18 protein-coding genes are annotated in these 19,582 nt (G+C 50.2%); 9 read left to right on the top strand and 9 right to left on the bottom strand.

Annotation, left to right across the window (positions count from 1 at the left end):
- The 9 genes from MSL71_RS25050 (at nucleotide 1) to MSL71_RS25010 (ending at nucleotide 9,790) form a co-directional block, all read left to right on the top strand.
- Entirely contained in the window at nucleotides 1-1,419 is a 1,419-nt protein-coding gene (locus MSL71_RS25050; RefSeq protein ID WP_180146822.1) for a glycosyltransferase, read from the top strand.
- Nucleotides 1,420-1,510: 91 nt separating this feature from the next.
- Nucleotides 1,511-2,440, top strand: coding sequence for a glycosyltransferase (locus tag MSL71_RS25045; RefSeq protein WP_180146819.1), 930 nt, complete (start codon nucleotides 1,511-1,513; stop codon nucleotides 2,438-2,440).
- A gap of 77 nt (nucleotides 2,441-2,517) precedes the next feature.
- Nucleotides 2,518-3,285 carry a glucose-1-phosphate cytidylyltransferase gene (rfbF, locus tag MSL71_RS25040; protein ID WP_180146816.1) on the top strand — a complete coding sequence of 256 codons (768 nt, stop codon included), beginning with the start codon at nucleotides 2,518-2,520 and terminating at the stop codon, nucleotides 3,283-3,285.
- Between the two features lie 5 nt (nucleotides 3,286-3,290).
- Nucleotides 3,291-4,367, top strand: a complete 1,077-nt coding sequence (gene rfbG, locus MSL71_RS25035) for a CDP-glucose 4,6-dehydratase (protein ID WP_180146813.1) — start codon at nucleotides 3,291-3,293, stop codon at nucleotides 4,365-4,367.
- Between the two features lie 4 nt (nucleotides 4,368-4,371).
- A complete protein-coding gene (gene rfbH, locus MSL71_RS25030) occupies nucleotides 4,372-5,712 on the top strand; it encodes a lipopolysaccharide biosynthesis protein RfbH (protein ID WP_180146811.1) in 1,341 nt (446 codons plus the stop codon).
- Nucleotide 5,713: 1 nt separating this feature from the next.
- Entirely contained in the window at nucleotides 5,714-6,658 is a 945-nt protein-coding gene (locus tag MSL71_RS25025) for an NAD-dependent epimerase/dehydratase family protein (RefSeq protein WP_180146808.1), read from the top strand.
- Between the two features lie 64 nt (nucleotides 6,659-6,722).
- On the top strand, nucleotides 6,723-7,835 hold the full coding sequence (locus MSL71_RS25020) for a hypothetical protein (RefSeq protein ID WP_180146805.1): 1,113 nt from the start codon (nucleotides 6,723-6,725) through the stop codon (nucleotides 7,833-7,835).
- A gap of 192 nt (nucleotides 7,836-8,027) precedes the next feature.
- Nucleotides 8,028-8,816 carry a glycosyltransferase family 2 protein gene (locus MSL71_RS25015; RefSeq protein WP_180146802.1) on the top strand — a complete coding sequence of 263 codons (789 nt, stop codon included), beginning with the start codon at nucleotides 8,028-8,030 and terminating at the stop codon, nucleotides 8,814-8,816.
- Nucleotides 8,813-9,790, top strand: a complete 978-nt coding sequence (locus MSL71_RS25010) for a glycosyltransferase family 4 protein (RefSeq protein ID WP_246317932.1) — start codon at nucleotides 8,813-8,815, stop codon at nucleotides 9,788-9,790. The genes MSL71_RS25015 and MSL71_RS25010 overlap by 4 nt, the downstream gene beginning before the upstream one ends.
- A gap of 136 nt (nucleotides 9,791-9,926) precedes the next feature.
- On the opposite strand, the gene MSL71_RS25005 is transcribed toward MSL71_RS25010, so the two are convergent.
- The 9 genes from MSL71_RS25005 to MSL71_RS24965 all read right to left on the bottom strand — a co-directional run bounded on the left by MSL71_RS25005 (nucleotide 9,927) and on the right by MSL71_RS24965 (nucleotide 19,432).
- The gene (locus MSL71_RS25005) at nucleotides 9,927-11,105 is read right to left on the bottom strand and encodes a UDP-N-acetylglucosamine 2-epimerase (protein ID WP_180146799.1); all 1,179 of its coding nucleotides are present in this window, start codon (nucleotides 11,103-11,105) and stop codon (nucleotides 9,927-9,929) included.
- Between the two features lie 57 nt (nucleotides 11,106-11,162).
- Nucleotides 11,163-12,038, bottom strand: coding sequence for a glycosyltransferase family 2 protein (locus MSL71_RS25000; RefSeq protein WP_180146796.1), 876 nt, complete (start codon nucleotides 12,036-12,038; stop codon nucleotides 11,163-11,165).
- 127 nt (nucleotides 12,039-12,165) lie between these two features.
- On the bottom strand, nucleotides 12,166-12,930 hold the full coding sequence (locus MSL71_RS24995) for an ABC transporter permease (RefSeq protein ID WP_180146793.1): 765 nt from the start codon (nucleotides 12,928-12,930) through the stop codon (nucleotides 12,166-12,168).
- Nucleotides 12,927-13,847 (bottom strand): ABC transporter ATP-binding protein, encoded by a 921-nt coding sequence (locus MSL71_RS24990; RefSeq protein WP_180146790.1) that lies wholly within the window; start codon nucleotides 13,845-13,847, stop codon nucleotides 12,927-12,929. Before MSL71_RS24990 ends, MSL71_RS24995 begins: the two co-directional genes overlap by 4 nt.
- Nucleotides 13,848-13,861: 14 nt before the next feature.
- On the bottom strand, nucleotides 13,862-14,611 hold the full coding sequence (locus MSL71_RS24985) for a hypothetical protein (protein ID WP_180146788.1): 750 nt from the start codon (nucleotides 14,609-14,611) through the stop codon (nucleotides 13,862-13,864).
- Nucleotides 14,612-14,810: 199 nt separating this feature from the next.
- A complete protein-coding gene (locus MSL71_RS26775; RefSeq protein ID WP_281374553.1) occupies nucleotides 14,811-15,263 on the bottom strand; it encodes a type IV pilin protein in 453 nt (150 codons plus the stop codon).
- 295 nt (nucleotides 15,264-15,558) lie between these two features.
- A complete protein-coding gene (locus MSL71_RS24975) occupies nucleotides 15,559-16,947 on the bottom strand; it encodes a sigma-54-dependent transcriptional regulator (protein WP_180146784.1) in 1,389 nt (462 codons plus the stop codon).
- A gap of 291 nt (nucleotides 16,948-17,238) precedes the next feature.
- Complete coding sequence (locus MSL71_RS24970) at nucleotides 17,239-18,513, bottom strand: dihydroorotase (RefSeq protein WP_180146781.1); 1,275 nt, start codon at nucleotides 18,511-18,513, stop codon at nucleotides 17,239-17,241.
- Complete coding sequence (locus tag MSL71_RS24965; RefSeq protein WP_180146778.1) at nucleotides 18,497-19,432, bottom strand: aspartate carbamoyltransferase catalytic subunit; 936 nt, start codon at nucleotides 19,430-19,432, stop codon at nucleotides 18,497-18,499. The genes MSL71_RS24970 and MSL71_RS24965 overlap by 17 nt, the downstream gene beginning before the upstream one ends.
- Between the last annotated feature and the right edge of the window lie 150 nt (nucleotides 19,433-19,582).

Genomic DNA, 19,582 nt, shown 5'->3' with positions numbered 1-19,582 from the left:
ATGGTTTATATAATCCTTCCGGTTCACAATCGCAGGAAGATCACCATGGGATTTGTTGAATCTTTGCTTGACCAAAGCTGGAATGATTTTCACTTAATATTGGTGGATGATGGTTCCACCGATGGCACGAAAGAAATGGTTAGCGAACGAATCAAAAAGTTGACTGTAATCACCGGATCTGGAAGTTGGTGGTGGGCCGGATGCCTGCAAAAGGGGTTTGAATGGCTTAAAAAAAAGAATATCCCAGGGGATGACACCGTCCTGATCATCAATGACGATGTCCACATTGAACCGGACTTTCTTGAAAAGGGAATATCCGTTCTGCACGGCAGTAAACGAAGCATCCTTTTAGCACAATCCCAATCAACCCCCGGAGCCCCCTCTTTTGAAACCGGTATCCATGTGAACACAAAAAAATTCACCTTCGATATCGCTTCCGCACCGGAAAAAATAAACTGCCTGTCCACCAGGGGACTTTTCCTGCGGTGGAAAGATTTTCAGGAAATTGGAGATTTTCACCCGATCATTCTCCCCCATTATTGGTCGGATTATGAATTCACCATGAGGGCACATAGAAAAGGATACGCCCTCATCACATCCCCCTCAGTATCTTTGGTCCCCATGCTCCACGACACCGGGCGACAGGGCCTTGATTATTCCGGCAACTATGCTTGTTTCTTGAAATCTGTATTTTCGATAAAGACGATAATGCATCCTCTATATACAGCATCGTTTGTCCTGCTGACCTCTCCATTGAAATGGCTTCCTCTAAATTTGATGAGGGTTGCCTGCAAGACGGTTTTAATCAATTTGAAATATCCTCTTACCAAATTGAGGGCGATGTTATTATCCATGCGGATAAAAAAAATTTCAAAAAAAGCATCTTGCGGCTACCGGGTCATTATCGGAGCCAACACAACGCGGTATCCCGGTTGGATCGCAACGGATTATCCGGAGTTGGATATCACTAATCCAAAACAAATCAACAACTATTTTCCAAAGGATTCTGTGGAGGTTTTTCTGGCTGAGCATGTGTTCGAACATTTAAACATAAAACAGTTGACGATGGCATTAAATAACTGCAAGGCCCACTTGTCAAAAGGCGGGCACATAAGGATTGCGGTTCCTGACGGTTTTCACCCCGACGAAGAGTATATAAACCAGGTCAGGCCAGGCGGATGGGGAGTAGGATCATCCGATCACAAAGCACTTTACAATTATAAAACCTTGACGGGGATCCTCGAAAAGGTTGGTTTTCAGGTGCAGCTTCTTGAATGGTTTGATGAGAAAGCCAAATTTCATTTTGTTGACTGGAAGCGTGAATCCGGTTTTGTAAAAAGATCCTCCAGATATGACGAAAGAAATCGGAACAGGACTCTTGCGTATACCTCCCTTATAGTTGATGCGGTCAAACCTTGAACGCCAGAGTGAATTGTTGCGGTGTGCCATGGCGGCAGCCTACCGTCATTGGAGGACACCTTTCTCAAAGTAGTGAGGATATTAACCGATCATGAAAGCAGCACCGGTTGCCCTGTTTACATACAACAGGCCTGAACACACGCGCCGAACGGTGGAGGCACTTCGCAATAACGAACTGGCCGGGGCCACACCCCTGATTATTTTTTCCGATGGGCCCAGGGATCATTCCATGGACAAAAGTGTCCAGGAAGTACGGAATTATATTTCAACCGTTGACGGCTTTGAAAGTATTGTCATTCACCATAGGAAAAAAAACATGGGGTTGGCCTCTTCGATCATCCAGGGAGTCACCGAAGTCGCAGGAGAATCCGGCCGGGTGATCGTTCTGGAAGACGACCTTGTGACCGCGCCTTCGTTTCTTTCATATATGAATGAAGCCCTCTCTTTTTACCGTGACACCCCGGAAGTATTTTCGATTTCCGGGTACAATCTGCCCCCACAGACCATGAAAATAGCTGCCGATTATCCATATGACGTCTACTTCAACCCCCGTGCGCATTCATGGGGCTGGGGAACTTGGGCCGACAGATGGGCAAAAGCGGACTGGCAGGTGAATGATTTCAAAACCTTTATTGCGGACAGGGAACAGATTAGGCAATTTCACTCAGGGGGGGAGGATTTGACCCATATGTTGCAACTGCAGATGGAAGGGCGCATTGATTCATGGGCCATCCGGTGGTGCTACACCCATTTTCGGGAACATGCCTTCTGTGTTTATCCCACCCGTTCCCTGGTGGAAAATATCGGTTTCGACGGAAGCGGCGTTCACTGCGGGGCCTCCGGCAATGACAAATACTATGCACCACTGCCTGAGGGGAAACAACGCTTCAATTTTTCAATGGTAATTCAAACAAATGAAACACTGATGGATGATTTTCGCGCGGCTTATCGGCCCGCCCGGGGGCCCGGAAAATTCATCCGTATGCTCAAACGATTTAAGCAGTTCTTTTTAAAAGATTAAGTGGATGACATTGATGATGTCACACACAGGCCATCAGAGACAGACTACACTTTAGACAAAATAAAGGGATGCACGGAATGAAAGCCGTCATACTTGCAGGTGGTTACGGTACCAGGCTAAGCGAAGAGACAGAAGTCAAACCCAAACCCATGGTGAGAATCGGCGGACGGCCGATTCTCTGGCACATCATGAAAATCTACTCGGCCCACGGGATCAATGATTTTATCATTTGCTTAGGATACAAGGGATATGTCATCAAGGAATATTTTGCCAATTATTTTCTCCACATGTCCGATGTCACATTCAACATGGCGAACAACGAAATGGAAGTCATACAGAAAAACGTAGAGCCATGGCGTGTGACCCTTGTGGATACCGGAAATGGAACCATGACCGGGGGCCGCCTGAAAAGGGTGGCCAAATACCTTGGAGACGAAACATTCTGTCTAACATACGGGGACGGGGTGGGTAACATCGACATCACGGAGGCCCTCGCATTTCACCGGAACCATGGGCGTAAGGCCACCATGACCGCTGTCATGCCCCCTGCCCGATTCGGTGCATTGGAAGTTGCTGGAAACCGGATCACCAATTTTTCAGAAAAACCCCAAAGCAGTGAATCCCGGATTAACGGTGGCTTTTTCATTTTGGAGCCCGCGGTGATTGATTACATTCAGGGAGACAGTACATCATGGGAAAAAGAGCCGCTGGAGCAACTAGCCCGGGCCGGACAACTGGAAGCCTATTTCCATAACGATTTCTGGCAGCCCATGGATACCCTGCGGGATAAAAAGAGACTGATGGATCTCTGGGATGCCGGCAACGCGCCCTGGAAGGTGTGGTGATACCTATGCTCCAAGAAACATTCTGGCAGGGAAAAAAAGTGTTGATAACGGGCCACACCGGCTTCAAGGGGTCCTGGCTATGTATCTGGCTGCATACTCTGGGTGCCAGGGTTACGGGGTATGCACTGGCTCCCCCCAGCCAGCCCAACCTCTTCGAAAGCTGCGGTATTCACAGTCTGGTTGAGTCTGTCACGGCGGATGTTCGTGATCTGCACCGGCTGTCAGATGTCGTGGCACAGACAAGGCCGGAAATCATCATTCACATGGCCGCGCAATCCCTGGTAAGAGAGTCTTATGACGCCCCCGTCGAAACCTATGATACCAATGTGATGGGCACGGTTAACCTGCTCGAAGCCGTCAGAAAAACCCCAGGTGTAAAAGCGGTCATCAATGTCACCTCCGATAAGTGCTATGAAAACATAGAAACGCTTAAAGGCTATCATGAAAATAAGACACTCGGGGGGCATGACCCCTACTCCAACAGCAAGGCCTGTTCCGAACTGGTGACAAGAGCATTTCGATCCTCCTTTTTTCATCCCGACCGATACAATACCCACGGAGTGGCTCTGGCAACCGCAAGGGCAGGCAATGTAATCGGCGGTGGAGATTGGGCGACAGACCGTCTCGTTCCCGACTGCATAAGGGCCATGTTAAAAAAAGAGACCATTTTATTGCGATTCCCCCAGGCGGTCCGCCCGTGGCAACATGTGCTGGAACCCCTGCGGGGTTATCTGATGCTGGCAGAAAAACTTTACCTGTCGGGTCCACAATTTTCAGGGGCCTGGAACTTCGGCCCTGCAGAGGAGGACACAAGAACGGTCTTAAGTGTGGTAAAAAAACTTTGCGTAACCTGGGGGGCTCCCGAGGGATATGCCCTGATGGATGGCAACCATCCCCATGAGGCCGGCCTCCTGAAACTGGATTGTTCAAAAGCCAGAGAAAGGCTGGGATTCAATCCGTACTGGCATATTGATATCGCCCTTGAAAAGGTTGTCGCATGGGCAAAGGCCCGCGAACGGGGCGAGGACATGCTGGCCTTCAGCCAAAGACAGATAGCACAATATCAGGAAGAGGGACACTAAGGTCATGAATGAGGAGCATGTGTTGCGCCAGGGAGCCCTGGATGCGGTTACCAAATATTTTCGAAGGGTTCTTGACACGAAAAGGAAATTTACGCCGGGAGACCGAATCCCCTACGGCGGAAGAGTTTTCGATGAAGAGGAGATCCGGTCCCTCACCGAATCCTGTCTCGATTTCTGGCTCACCTCCGGCCGTTTCGTAAAACGGTTCGAAAAGGAATTTACTGAATTTATCGGTGTGCGGCATTGTGCGCTGGTAAATTCGGGGTCATCAGCCAACCTCTTGGCCTTCATGGCCCTGACCTCACCGACCCTGGGTAAAAAGTGTATTCGCCCGGGGGATGAAGTGATCACCCTGGCTGCTGGATTTCCCACCACGGTTTCACCGATACTGCAATTCGGGGCTGTTCCTGTCTTTGTGGACATCGAATTGCCCCAGTACAATATTGATTGCGCTCTGCTGGGAGGGGCGCTGTCGGAAAAAACAAAAGCCGTTATGATTGCCCATACCCTGGGGAACCCCTTCGATGCAGAACGTGTCAGACAATTCTGTGAGAAAAACGAACTTTGGCTGATTGAGGACAATTGCGATGCGCTGGGTTCAAAGATTCTATCCGAAGGCGCCTGGAGATACACGGGAACATTCGGCCATCTCGCGACGTCGAGTTTCTATCCCCCCCATCATATGACCATGGGCGAGGGAGGAGCAGTTTATACCAATGATACAAAGCTGTTCAAACTGATAAAGTCGTTCCGGGACTGGGGCCGGGATTGCTGGTGCGACTCAGGCCAGGACAATACATGCAAACATCGGTTCGACCGGCAGTTCGGCCTGCTGCCCAGGGGATATGATCATAAATATGTCTATTCCCACTTCGGTTACAACCTTAAGGTTACGGAAATGCAGGCTGCTATCGGTTGCGCGCAGTTGAAAAAGCTGCCTGGATTTATCAAGGCCAGAAAAAAGAATTGGGACAAACTGTTCAATGGCCTGGACAAACAGAAAAAATTCTTCCATCTACCTGAAAAAGCACCAAATACTGATCCAAGCTGGTTCGGATTCCTCCTGACAATACGTGAGGAGGCGCCCTTTAACAGAGATGCCATTGTCCAGCACCTGGAAGAGTGCGGCGTTCAGACTCGAATGCTGTTTGCGGGGAACCTGCTCCGTCATCCCTGCTTCGATGAATTGCGCTGCAAAAAAGAAGGGTTCAGGGTTTCCGGCACCTTACACAATTCTGATCTGATTACGGAGCGGACATTCTGGGTCGGAGTTTATCCTGGCCTGGATGATACGCAGATCGAATTCATGATAAACTGTGTGGACGATTTTTGCGGACGGTACTGATTTGAACGATTTCACCGCTGAAAGCAGGTGCAAAAAAAAGGCGTTTGTGACCGGGGGAACCGGTTTTGTCGGTTCCCACCTCGCAAAAGGACTTCTTTCCAGAGGATGGGAAGTGCATCTCCTGATCCGGGAAACGTCCTTGCTTCCGGAATCCATCAAGCCGGAGGAAAATGTATCCACCCATCTTTATGACGGAACCACAGATTGCCTTATCCGAATCCTGGGTATAGTAAAACCCCATGTGGTTTTCCACCTTGCCGCCTGCTCCATTGCAAGACACACACCCGATGATATCATTCCCTTGATACATTCAAACATTTTGCTGGGTACCCAGTTGATCGAAGCAATGGTTAAAAACCAAGTGTATTGCCTGGTTAACACCGGAACCTACTGGCAGCATTATGGCAACGAGGAGTATAATCCCGTCTGCCTTTATGCGGCAACAAAACAGGCCTTTGAAATGATCCTCCGGCATGCCGTGGAAACATCTTACCTCAAGGCTGTTACCCTTGTACTATACGACACCTATGGGCCCGGAGATACAAGGGGAAAACTCTTTGACCAGCTTGCCGTCGCATCCAAGGAGCAAAAGCCCCTGCCTTTGTCTCCGGGAGGGCAGAAGATTGATTTTGTTTTTGTCGGGGATTGCGTCGAGGCCTATGTCATCGCATCAGAACAGTTGATGCACCGCCGCTTTCCCTGCAATGAGCGTTATCGGATTTCATCAGGCAGGGCGCTGACACTTAAAGAAGCCGTCTCCGTTTATGAATCGATTTCCGGAACAAAAATTCCGGTAATATGGGGCGGAAGACCGTATCGAGCGAGGGAGATCATGCACCCTTGGGATGGCGGAACACCTCTCCCCGGATGGCACCCGAAAGTATCGCTGGAAGATGGACTACGAATTATGCTGCACGAAAAAACTTCACGTGGGAATTCGATTTGATATGAGACATAGACTCACAATTATTGGTGGCTTAATGCCCGGCCCCACCGGTGTAGGCAGAGTCATGACACAACTTGCCTCGGAAATTAATCAAAAAAACAAGACCGGAGGACATTCGACAAGACTGCTTTATCGTGGACAGGGCAGGCCCGTCAGAAAATTGTTTTCACAAAAACAGCTTGTGCTTGCCCTGAAGACGATCATGACAGCTTTCTGGAGCGAAGCACGGTTCCGAACCGTCACGGCAAAACTACCCAGGAAGGATACGTCTTTACTTATTCACCCGCAGACGCTGGGATATGAATGGTCCATCGAGTTTATCAAAAATTCTAAAAAGCCCGTGTGGTTGTACCTGATGGATTCATCTTTTTTTTGTATCCGTTCCTATAACTACATGGCCCATATGGAGAGCGCCTGCACAAAGTGTATCGGAGGTGATCTCACCCATGCCCTGAATAATCGCTGCTCAACAGATTTCGGGAGCACAGAGGGGGCGATGGAATTTATCAGCTCTCTCAAAGAGCTTAGCACAAGGGTAAAAGTTCGATTTATTGCTCAAAACAAGCAACAGGCAGAGCTTGCAAAAAAACATTTCGGTGAAAAAGCCACAGTTAAAATCGGTGGCATCTGGGCCGCTGACTGGTGTCTCGAAGAGGCCCCCGCCCCAGCGGTAACGCCCCACAAATACGACATCGTTTTTCACGCCCCACCTCTTGATGCAAAGGGGTTTTCCTGGGCGTTGGAATTGGCTGAGGTTTTGACGGAAAGACGTTTTCTTTTTCCTTTTGAAAAACCGGAATGGGTCACCAACGCTCTCCCCAATTGCACTTTCAAAGACTTTCGCTGGGAATCCGGATTACGGGAAGCCGTCACCGGTTGTCCCCTTGTGCTGGTTCCCTCTCTTTGGTCTGCCCCCATAGAGGGGGCGCTGATCAAATCCATCCGCCTGGCGCAAAAAACGGCTGTTATAAGAAACGAAACAGCGTATTCCAGAGAAATTCCAGAAGATGTCCTGCTTCAATTAACCTTCGATGTGAAGCGTGCCGCAGAGGAAATTGAAGTGTATTTTGCCAACCGCCAAAAAGCATCTCCCCAAGCAGGTAAAAATTTTTACGACGACTTCATGCAATCCAACACCCGCCTGTTGGAACGGCTGCTACGATTAACGTTTGATTAACCCATTGCAAGATTGGGAATCTCGTAAGCGTTCACGGCCAACCAAACAGCCGTGAAAGGAACGTATCCATCTTTAATATTTATCGAAACAACACCATTGTTCAGAACAATTTCAAAATAGACATGCAAACACTAGTGTATAACCTGTCTTTATGAAAACGATACCTAAGCCATCATGAGACACCCCCAAACCATGACCCATAAACCATTTTTTTCAATTATCACGGCCTCGTACAACGCCGACAGGACAATTGATAAAACGATCCGTTCAATCAAAAAGCAGACCTTCAAAAACTATGAACACATTGTCGTCGACGGAGGTTCGAAGGATCAAACGCTATCCATCCTAACCCATCACTCCGGGTCATACCCATTGCGTTATGTATCAGAAGATGACCATGGTGTTGCCGATGCAATGAACAAGGGGGTTCACATCTCCACGGGGGAGTATATTGTCTTTATCCACGCAGATGACGAACTCGCCGATGCCAGTACCCTTCAAGGCGTGTTTAACGACATGACCCGCGAAACCAGCAAAGTCTATGCTTACGCCATCAATTTCGTTGCAAGGAACGGGAGCCATATTGCCCGCCCCATACGCATTCCCTTCTGGTATAAACTTCGCAACACGATCCCCCACCAGGGGGCCTTCGTACACCGAGATATCTTCAGGAAATACGGAACCTTTGATACCTCATTTTCAATTTCCATGGACTATAAACTGTTCTACGCCGTGTTACTGGCCAAAGAGCCCGTCGTCTACAGCAATACCATCGTTTCGAATATGGGGTCACAAGGCATCAGCTCGGACCGTAACCAGTGCCACGAACGCCTCAAACAGGATTTCAGAATCCAAAATACGCTGGAAACATCATTGTTCTGGAAATGGGTTCACCTCTTTTTTCAATACCCGTACTATCTCTATAAAACACAAATCGTACCGCGCATTAAACAATCAGGAAACCAGGCAGGAAAAGAGTGAACATTATCTCGCCAATGGCAGATGGAAACGGGGCATACATTCTCCATAAACACATTGAACGCCACCTTCCCGGATACAAGGTCAAGGGGTATTCTCCGTATTTGACCCTTTTTCCTTTTTTACTGAAAACGATTCACATACCTCAAAAAACAAACCTCATTCACACAACACCTGACTATGCTCCCTTTTTCGTGTCCAAAGACAAGCCCCTTGTCATCACATTTCACGGGTACTCCCTGGACAGTGCTACCGGACACTACAACTCCGTATTGCAAAACGTACACTACTCTACCACGCTCAAGTTGTTCACACATCTTGCGATAAAACAGGCCCGGACCATTACGGCAGTAAGCAAGCACACGGCCTCACTTATCATAAAAAACCACAAGCTTTCCAAGCCTGTTCATGTCATTTACAACGGCATTGATGAGACAACATTCAGGCCCATTTCAAAAAACAACACAACAAATAAAATAAATATCCTTTTCTCCGGCAACCTCAAACGCCAAAAAGGGGCCCACTGGCTGCCCGAAATACGGAACAAATGCACCGGCAACCTGGCCTTCCATGCAACGTCCGGCCTGATGGATATCCCAAGGAACCTCGAAGGCATCACCTCCGTTGGCAGATTCAGGCACGACGATATGCCACACCTGTACAACGCCATGGATATCCTTTTGATGCCGACGGTACGCGAGGGCTTTGGCTTAGCCGTCGCAGAAGCCATGGCGTGCGGACTTCCCGTTGTTGCGACCAACTGCTCGGCACTTCCTGAGCTGGTCGATCACGGGAAAGGCGGATTTCTGTGCCCCCCGGGGGACACGGATGATTTTGCGGAAAAGCTTGGCATTCTGGTAGATTCGCCACAATTACGGAAAGAAATGGGAGAGTACAATCGCAGCAAAATTGAATCACATTTTACACTCCGTCGCATGCTCACGGGGTATCGAGATCTTTTTGAAAGCATCCTGTAGGTAGCCGGAAGGCCCCACGGCAGGCGGATTGGAAGGTCTAACCGGGACAGTCCCCAATGCGCGTTCACAAAGCCCGGGCCTTCACACCGTTTTGTCGGTGTACATTCCAAACATCCATCGCCCAAGGCCCGCTGAATCAGATCCGGCTTTCACAGGATATGATAAAATCGGCAATTCGCCGGGACGTGCCGTGGACCGGCCCCATGGAAAGCGGTTCGGGTTTTTTCCCACATTTTTTATTCAACTGATCTTGAACCCGCTGGATGTCATACTTGGCCAAGACCGCATTCTTTCCAAGGCCATCGTCACGCTCGGTTGATGACCGGAGAATGATGCAGGGAATATTGAAATAGGAGCACTCCTCCTGTATGCTTCCGCCATCTGTCATGACGCAATCCGCGTTGACCATCAATTCAATAAATTTATCATAAGGCTGCAAAGGCAAGCACGTGATATTCTCATGATTCGATATCGCCTCCAGCATGCCATACTTCTTCAATTGAATGACGGTGGGATCATGCAGCACAAAAATAAGAGGCCCCTTGTCGGCAGCTGCCAGAACGGCTTGATATAAAGCCTTCAAGCGTCGCTGATGGTAGATATTCTCTGCGCGATGTATGGTAACAAGAGTGTATCTATGTTGCAGCTTCGATACCGGTTGAGGGGCTCTCGATACCTGCCTCAGCATCTCCAGTGCAGCATCTTTTCCTGTATTCCCTTCGATCAAGACAGACTTCGAGCGGTACCCCAGATCGCACAAATTCCCATATGCTTTACCAGAGGGTGCGATCAGGTAATCCGACAATTTCATGGACAGAAGGCGAATCATCTCCTCGGGAAACGGGTTGAGCCAATCATAGCTCCGGAGGCCGGACTCAATATGGACGACCTTGAGGCCACAGCGTTTCGCGCACAAAATGGATAAAAGAGTGGTCAGGGTATCGCCGTGAACGACACAGACGCCCCCCTTGCCGTTGAAGAGGTGATTGAACAGTCTCCCGGGTTGGCAGACCAGTTTCAGGGTGTCCTTTGCAAACCAAGCCATTGCATCACGAACCCTGTCGATGTTCTCGGACCTTGAATTCATGACCGCGTCGGGCTGTGGCAAATGGAACAGAGCCATCAAGTCGGCCGTTGTCTTGGAGTGCTGCCCGGAATCTATCAAGCGGTATGCCATGCCTTTTTGACTGACCGCCCCGATAACCGGTGCCACCTTGATAAATTGGGCCTTCGTTCCTATGAAAAAATGTATCATCGCATATGACCACGCTCGAGGAATAAGGTTCCGGATGTCATCAACGACAAGAATCAGCACATCAGGTTGCGTCATCTGTCAATTTAAACGAGCCACGAGACGCAAAGCATCGCTGAATTAGAATTTATCGCCGCTCGTTGTGTCGTGCCGATCATATCGCAACTGACAGATCTGCTCAGAAATGATGCCCATCATAAAAATGATGACCCCCGACATAAAAAAAACAGCACTCATATTTGTAAACCGCCCATCGGTCAGGTAGGTATATGCATAATTGAAACACCCGAGAAGAAACATCACAGCACTCACGGGTAAAAAGACACGAAGGGGAGAGTAGAGCGTACACACCTTAATGATAATCATCAAAAACCGCGTTCCGTCTTTTACCAGGTGAATCCCGCTTTTTCCGCCAACGCGTGCCTTCGCCTTTATCGGAACATACGTGACACTGTAACCGCTCCGAAGAACAGCCAATGTAAGGGTGGTCGGATAGGAATACGTATTGGGGAAAAGGGGCAAGTGCTCAAGGGCCACGCCACGGCGGACCGCTCTGAAGCCGGATGTCAAATCCTGAACCTTGAACTTTGCGACATAAGATGCAAGGGCGTTGTAAATCATATTTCCAACGGCCCTTTGAGGCGTGGCCTGCCCAAGGAAGGAACGCGAACCGACAGCCATGTCATAGTGATCCATGAGGGCCACAAGGGATCTTAAGTCCCCAGGATCATGTTGTCCATCGGCATCCATCGTAACAAAAATATCCCCTGAGGCCCGACGCATCCCTGACTTTACCGCAGCCCCGTTCCCCATATTGTAGGGGTGACGAACCAACGTCACGCCGAATGGCTGGCAGATGTCTTCAGTCGCGTCGTTGGACCCATCATTGACAACAACAATCTCATAATCGGGATAATTCGAAGTCAGCTCCGACAACAACGCAGGCAGAGAGTCCTCCTCGTTAAAAACCGGCAAAATGACGCTGACGCGTCCCATACAGAACTCCTTTTCATCGTTCCCCCATGAGAAGCCAGGTCCACACATGGTTCCAATTGGGAAAAATACAGTCACGTGCAACAAGTGGCGTCATGGGTTTGCCGATGCCTGGACCGGACCCAAAAAATCAAAGTAGATCCTTCCTTTCAAAGCATTTGGTAGAAATCACGAGCAACGTTAGTGCATACACGATTCCATATGTCCAAGACACCAAAACAGCCTTTGGATCTATATCCAACATGTGAACATACTGATAAGAAAAATCGAGATTTTTAAAATTCGGTATCAACGAATAGACAACACGCTGCAATACGGAGCTATCTGCGACGTGATAGATGTGTTTAATCTGATAAGAAACGCTCCCGATAACATAGAAAAACAGTGTAAACATACCGCTCACAAGAGGTGAACTCACAACGGAGAACAACACAGCGCAACTCAGAATCATGATGATTTTGAGAAGAATAGAACCAAAAACCACAAGGGATCCAGGGGACACATCGATGTTTTTATAAAATAAAAAAAATACGATACATACAAACATCAGTGTTTCGACAAGCAAAAGAGCAAAAAAAAGTCCGGTGAATTTTCCCACAATAAACTCGGATCGTCTCACCGGCTTCGAGAGAATATTAAAAACGGTCTTCTGTTCAATCTCACGATAGACAAGTGTTATACCGACAAAAATGGAGATGAGAACACCGGTGATCTCCATTGCAAAAAAGGAGAAATCCATTATGAAAACCCGTGTTTCTCCGATTGAAAGACGCCCCAACAGACTGGAAAAAAGCATCACAAACAGTGAAAAAAAGAAAAAGACATAATACACTTTATCCCTAATCACTTCCTTATAGGTATTCTTTCCAACGCACAGTACATGATGGATATTCATATGTTCGGCCCTTTGGTTGCCCTTCTATCAATCCACTCTTCCAACGGAGGGATAACCCGTTCAATATTCGTTAGTGTCCCTCCTGATTGAATGACGGACGTGACCCTGAGATGTAACTCTTTTTTTGTAAGGACGACCTCACGGTGTTCAGCGGTATCATCGGCATGGTGAGTCAAAGAATAATCAATGCACCAGCTTGATTTTCCAAGGATGTCGTTCATCTGTATCTTGTTGACCAAACGTCCGCCGTCAAGCAAATAAACCGTATCACAGAGTTTTTCCACATCGTCTAAAATGTGTGATGAAAAAACGATGGTCTTTCCGTTCCGCTTGAGCCCCTCAATAAGCGATCTGATCTCTTTCCTGCCCACAGGATCCAGCCCCGACATGGGTTCATCAAGAATAATGAGCAGCGGATCATTCACAAGGGCCTGGGCGAATCCGAAGCGCTGAAGCATTCCCTTGGAAAAGGTGTTGAGCCGTTGGGCATGAACGTCTTTGGGCAACCCGACTTGGATCAAAGCATGTTCAAGCTCTAAAGGGGATACGTTTACCCCATCAAACAGGGCAACATAGAAGGACAATGCTTCAATCGCTGTCAAATATTTATAAAAATAAGGATTTTCCGGCAAAAAGCCGAGACGCTGCCTCGGGTTGTCCCCCATCTTTTCGCCAAATGAGACACGGCCTTTGTCCGGAAAAGCCAAGCCCGTTAAAATCTTAAAAAGGGAGGTCTTCCCGGCACCGTTGTGGCCGATGATCCCCGCAACCGTCCCTTCGCCGAGTTCCAATGTCACACCGGATAAAATCGTTTTTCTCTTTGACCAGAAATGCCCCTTGAAGGTTTTCGTTACGTCCTTCAACGACACAAGGGTGGGGGACGCCTCATCCATTCTATCACTTTCTTTTTTCGTCATATGCATCTGCATACTCAAAATAGCCCCATTGCCTCAAGCAGTGTCGATTCGTTTTTGTTAAACATCAACCTCAAAAGATACTGGCTTGTTTCTTTCTCCACTTGCCCCTTGAGGGCACGTTTTTTTTTCCTTAAAAGAGAAAGAATATAGGGATCATCATACACCTTCAAAAAGCGTTCGACAGCTTCCAGACCGGCATGGGTGTCACCACCTTTTGCATACAGCGTTGCCGCAAGACGAGGGAAATAAGCGGGTGCTGCCTCAAAGGTTGAAGCTTCTTCAATAAAACGACCTGCACGAGAAGAATCGTTTGACCAAAAATAGGCATTGATCCCCAGATAAAAGGGAATATACCAGTACCGCTCGCTTCTCTTGGAGACATGAACCCGTCCCATTTCAAGAATACGATTCGAATAGTCGACATCACCCGTCAGGCGCGGCACAAGGGCCCCTGTAAATTCATATACGCCCCCGAATGCCGGTGACAAGCGTGTGATGCTATCAATATAGGTTTTAAGAAAATGCGCATCAGTACCGGTCTTTGATTCGGTCCCCAGCCGGAAGACTAAATCCAACCACAAGCAGTCCGCCGCAAGGCTCTCATGGCCTAACGAGAGTATTGATAAATATGGAGGAGAAATATCTATCAAGCGGTAGTTGTCATCGTGATCCGGACTATTGCCGTCATGCATCCAAAAAAAATCCAATGCAACAATCATGCTGAGGCACACAACGACCACCAGAAAAAATTTAGCGCGATTCATTGCAGTCTCTCAGTACTATTTTATCAATAAAACCCCAATTACACCAAAAGACAGGCTGAATTCAATCAGCCTGTCTTTTGGTGTTTTCACTATCATGCTGGTGGTTTCAAAGATATCCACCTACCTAAGACAGCCATGGCAGCAGCCTTTTCCTGGCAGGTGAACAGCCAAAACCAACAAAAAATGATTTACTGACTGCTTAAAACGTATCCTTTGCAGACGTTTTGGAGACACTGCTGGTGTTGGATACTGACCAAACATTATCTCCACTTCCGCTGCCGTCAAGATTGCCCGTTGCTGTGGCTGTAAATGCAATTGCGGTAGCAGCAGTGGTTTGATAGGTAAAGTATACGTTTGAATCTTTAGGCGCAAAGCCGATTGCAGCATATCCAGCTGCCGTGGGACTCCAAGTTCGCTTGGCGCCACTCGCTGTACCTGCCGGATTTGCTGCCAGCGTAACATACCCATCATACTCGGCAAAATAAGCTTCTTGAGCAACAGCAATGGCAGCCAGGTTCACCTTGGCCTCGGACTCCTTGGACTTGAGCTGGTAGTTGCGGAAATTGGGAATGGCCACCGCGGCCAGAATCCCGATGATTGCCACGACAATCATCAATTCGATGAGGGTAAAGCCTTTGTTGTTCTTCATCATGAGTCATTCCTCCTGGTTTTTTGGGTAAATTGCACCTAAGACAAGGCACGCTTCTCATTCGTTCAACATGAGGGGTTTGGATAAACCGCCATCGTCAACAGCCAATGCCACAGTTCATTCGGAGAACCCCATGGCATCACGTGAAAGATGACTGTGCACAATTCATTCCATACCACTACATATATTTATAATAAACATATATTACACGGGATATCAGCAGAGATCTTACTTATTACGCCTCTCCTCGCTATCACCACGACCCATATAGGGCACCAACCTGACAAAAAACGTCACATCACAAAATATTGAGCTTGTCACACCGGTACCTGAACGACCGAAACGACACCCCCAGAAGCTCAGCCGCCTTGCTTTTGTTGCCTTTGGTGAATTCCAGGGCTTTTTCCATGTACGCTTTTTCGATGGATTCGAGAATCTCGGGAAGATCCACACCGGTGGCCACGTCGTCGAGGTCGAAGCGGCGCCTGGGGACGCCTTCAATCCAGCGCCTTCGCTTGGAAGACATGGAGAGGCTCTCGGGGAGGATGATGTTGGTGGCCGAGAGGGCGACGCTGCGCTCAATGAGGTTCTCAAGTTCCCTTACGTTACCCGGAAAATCGTAATTTTTCAACAAATCAATGGCATAGGATGAAATCTTGGTAATATCTTTGCCCATTTCCCGTGCGTACTTTTCGAGGAAAAACTGGGCCAGGGGCTTGAGGTCGGCCTTGCGCTCGCGCAGAGACGGGACGCGGATTTCAATGACATTGAGGCGGTAGAACAGGTCCTTGCGAAACCGCTGCTCCATCACCTCCTCTTCGAGGTTTTTGTTGGTGGCGCAGATGATGCGGGTATCCACACTCACCTCGCGGGTGCCGCCCACGGGCTTGATCTTGCGTTCCTGAACCACCCGGAGGAGCTTAACCTGAAGGGGCATGGAGAGCTCTCCGATCTCGTCCAGAAAAACCGTGCCGCCCTCGGCCTCTTCAAAGAGGCCTTTCTTGTCGTGGGTGGCACCAGTAAAGGAGCCCTTGAGGTGGCCGAAGAGTTCACTCTCCATGAGGGTCTCAGGGATCCCGCCGCAGTTTACCGCCACAAAGGGATGTGCCGCACGGTTGCTCAGGGTATGTATGGACCGGGCGATGAGCTCTTTGCCTGTGCCGCTTTCGCCGGTAATAAGGACATTGGTCCGTGTGCCGGCCACCTGCTCCACCAGGGTGTAGATGCGCCGCATGGGACCGCTGCTGCCGATCATGGTACCGAAATGGAGGACCTCCTGGGTCTCCTCGGAAAGCTTTTCTTTTTCAGCGGCGATGCTCTGGAGCTCCAGGGCGCGCTTGAGGGTGTCTTTCAGCTCCTCGTTATCGAAGGGCTTGGGAACATAGTCGTAGGCGCCCTCGTTCATGGCCTCCACCGCGGTCTCGGTGGTGGCAAAGGCAGAGATCATGACCACGGCGGTTTCCTGCTTGACCTCCTTGGCGGCCCTCAGGACATCAAGGCCGGTCAGGTCTCCGAGGCGGATATCCGTGAGCACCAGGTCAAAGGTTGTTTTCCTGATTCGTTTAACCGCGTCTTTACCGCAATCCGAAAGGGTCACCCCGTACCCTTCCCTGGTCAGCATCAGTTCGAGGAACTCACGCATTCCGAGATCATCATCCACAACAAGAATTTGGGGTTTTTTAGACATGTATCGATTCCGTCACGTTTCAATCTGAGTCACCCGGCCTGATTTGCTCGGGAACATTTCATTTTATAGATCGGTCATGCTGTGCTGCATCACGTGTGTCAAGGAAGGGTTATTGTGCGTGTGTACAAGCAGGATGGGTTGGTAGTGACATTTTTTGTCACCCCATGACATAATTCGGCAGACTATTTAGGCACACGCACCTGAGGGGCGGCTTGTCCCATGAGATGAAAGCCGCCCCGTTACCAGCCGGAGTGTATTTTTTATTTCGTTTGCTGTGAAGCACTTACCAGATCAGATTGCATACACAGTCTTCCCATCCACAAGGGTCCGTACGGCCCGTCCCTTCATGGTCCACCCCTCAAAAGGCGTGTTTGCACTCTTGGTTTGCAATTGGGATGCCACAACGGTCCATTCGGTTTGATCATCGATGAGGGCAAGGTCGGCCGGGTGGCCCGCCACCAGAGAATTGTCAAGCCCCAGGATCTCTGCCGGGCGTTTGGACATGCGGACCACCATCTCCTCAAGAGTCAAGACGCCGTCCCTGACGAGCTGCAAACTCAGGGGCAAGGAGGTCTCCAGGCCGATGATGCCGTTCATGGCCCGGTTGAACTCCAGGTCCTTCTCCAGAATGGAATGGGGAGCGTGGTCTGTGGCAATGACATCCAGGGTGCCGTCGGCAAGGGCTTCGCGGACAGCCTGGCGATCCTCTTCCGTTCGCAAGGGAGGGTTCATCTTGGCGTTGGTGTTGTACCCCTTCACCGCCTCGTCCGTCAGGGTGAAATAATGGGGTGCGGTTTCAGCCGTTACGGACACCCCACGTTTTTTGGCATCCCGGATGGCCTCAATGGATTCATGGGTGCTCACATGGGCCACGTGGAGCCGGGCGCCGGTGAGTTCTGCCAGGCCGATATCCCGGATGACCATCATGGACTCCGAGATATTGGGTATCCCGGCAAGCCCCATGCGGGTGGCGGTGAGACCCTCGTTCATGCAGCCCCCCGCCACCAGGGAGAGTTCTTCGCAGTGTGAGACCACCAGCATATCAAAACCCTTGGCATACTCCATGGCCCGGCGCATGATCTGACCGTCCTCCACGGGACGACCGTCATCGCTCACGGCAACGGCCCCGGCGTTTTTCAGCTCGCCGAACTCACACAAAGAGCCCCCGGAGAGCCCGGAGGTGATGGCCGCCACAGGATACACTTTGGCGTAGCCGGCTTCCTTGGCCTGCTTCACGATAAAGGAGGTGATCTCCGGCGTGTCGTTCACCGGCTTCGTGTTGGGCATGGCACACACCGCGGTAAACCCGCCTGCAGCAGCGGCCCTGGCACCGGTTTCAATGGTCTCTTTGTACTCTTCCCCGGGTTCCCTCAGGTGAACGTGCACGTCGATGAGTCCCGGCACCACCAGGAGCCCCTGGGCGTCGATCACCTCGGCACCTTCGGGGATCTCTTTTTCACCCCGGGCAACCAGCGCTTCGATACACCCATCCTTGATCCAGACATCGTAATCACCCACCGCGTTGCCGGGATCCACCACCCTGCCGTTTTTAATCACTGTCTGCATCACGACCTCCTGCCAGAAGATAAAAAAGTGCCATACGCGCTGCCACACCGTTGGAGACCTGATCCAGGATCACGGACCACGGTCCGTCGGCGATGTCGCTGGTAAGCTCCACCCCGCGGTTCATGGGTCCGGGATGCATCACGATGGCCCCTTCGTTGGCCCGCATGAGCCGCTCCCGGGTCAGCCCGTAGTTTTTGGAGTACTCCCTCACCGATGAGAACAGAAAATTTTCCTGCCGCTCCTTCTGGATCCGGAGCATCATCACCACATCGGCGCCTTCCACGGCTTCGTCCACGGATGTGGCCACCTCACACCCCAGCTCCGCCACCCCGTAGGGAAGCATGGTAAACGGCCCTGCCACCACCACCGAGGCACCCATCTTGGTGAGCCCGTTGATGTTGGAGCGGGCCACACGGCTGTGGGCGATGTCCCCGATAATGGCCACCCGTTTCCCGGCAATGGAGCCGAGCTTCTCACGGATGGTGAGCATGTCCAGAAGGGCCTGGGTGGGATGGGCGTGCATACCGTCTCCCCCGTTGATCACCGACGCATTGACGCGCTGTGCCATCATGTGGGGGGCTCCGGCCGATGAGTGGCGCATCACAATGATATCCGGATTCATCGCCTCAAGGGTGAGGGCCGTGTCGGCCAGGGTTTCCCCCTTGACAAGGCTGCTTGAGCTGGCCGCCATGGAGATACTGTCAGCGCTCATGCGCTTGGCGGCAATGTCAAAGGAGGTCTTGGTGCGTGTGCTGGGCTCGTGGAAAAATAGAATGATGGTCTTCCCGCGCAGGGTAGGAACCTTTTTCACAGGGCGCCGGGAAACCTCCCGCATCCTCTCCGCCGTATCGAGGATCAACCCGATCTCCTCGGCCGAAAGGGACTCAATATCCAGAATATCCTTGTTCTTTAGCTTCATGGCACCTCAGATCTGGAATTTTTATGTAGTGTGACCTTTAAAACAGCCGCCGGCAGCCCTGCCGGAGGCCAAACTTTTGATCCGCCTTCGCCCAGGGGCTACGGCGCGACAAGAAAGTTGGATAAACAGATTTTTACAATGGATTCAATT

This window comes from Desulfoluna butyratoxydans (assembly GCF_900699765.1).
In the GTDB taxonomy this organism is placed as follows: Bacteria; Desulfobacterota; Desulfobacteria; order Desulfobacterales; family Desulfolunaceae; genus Desulfoluna; species Desulfoluna butyratoxydans.
The sequence above is the reverse complement of the archived record's forward strand: the minus strand, read 5'-3'. Positions and strand labels throughout refer to the sequence as shown.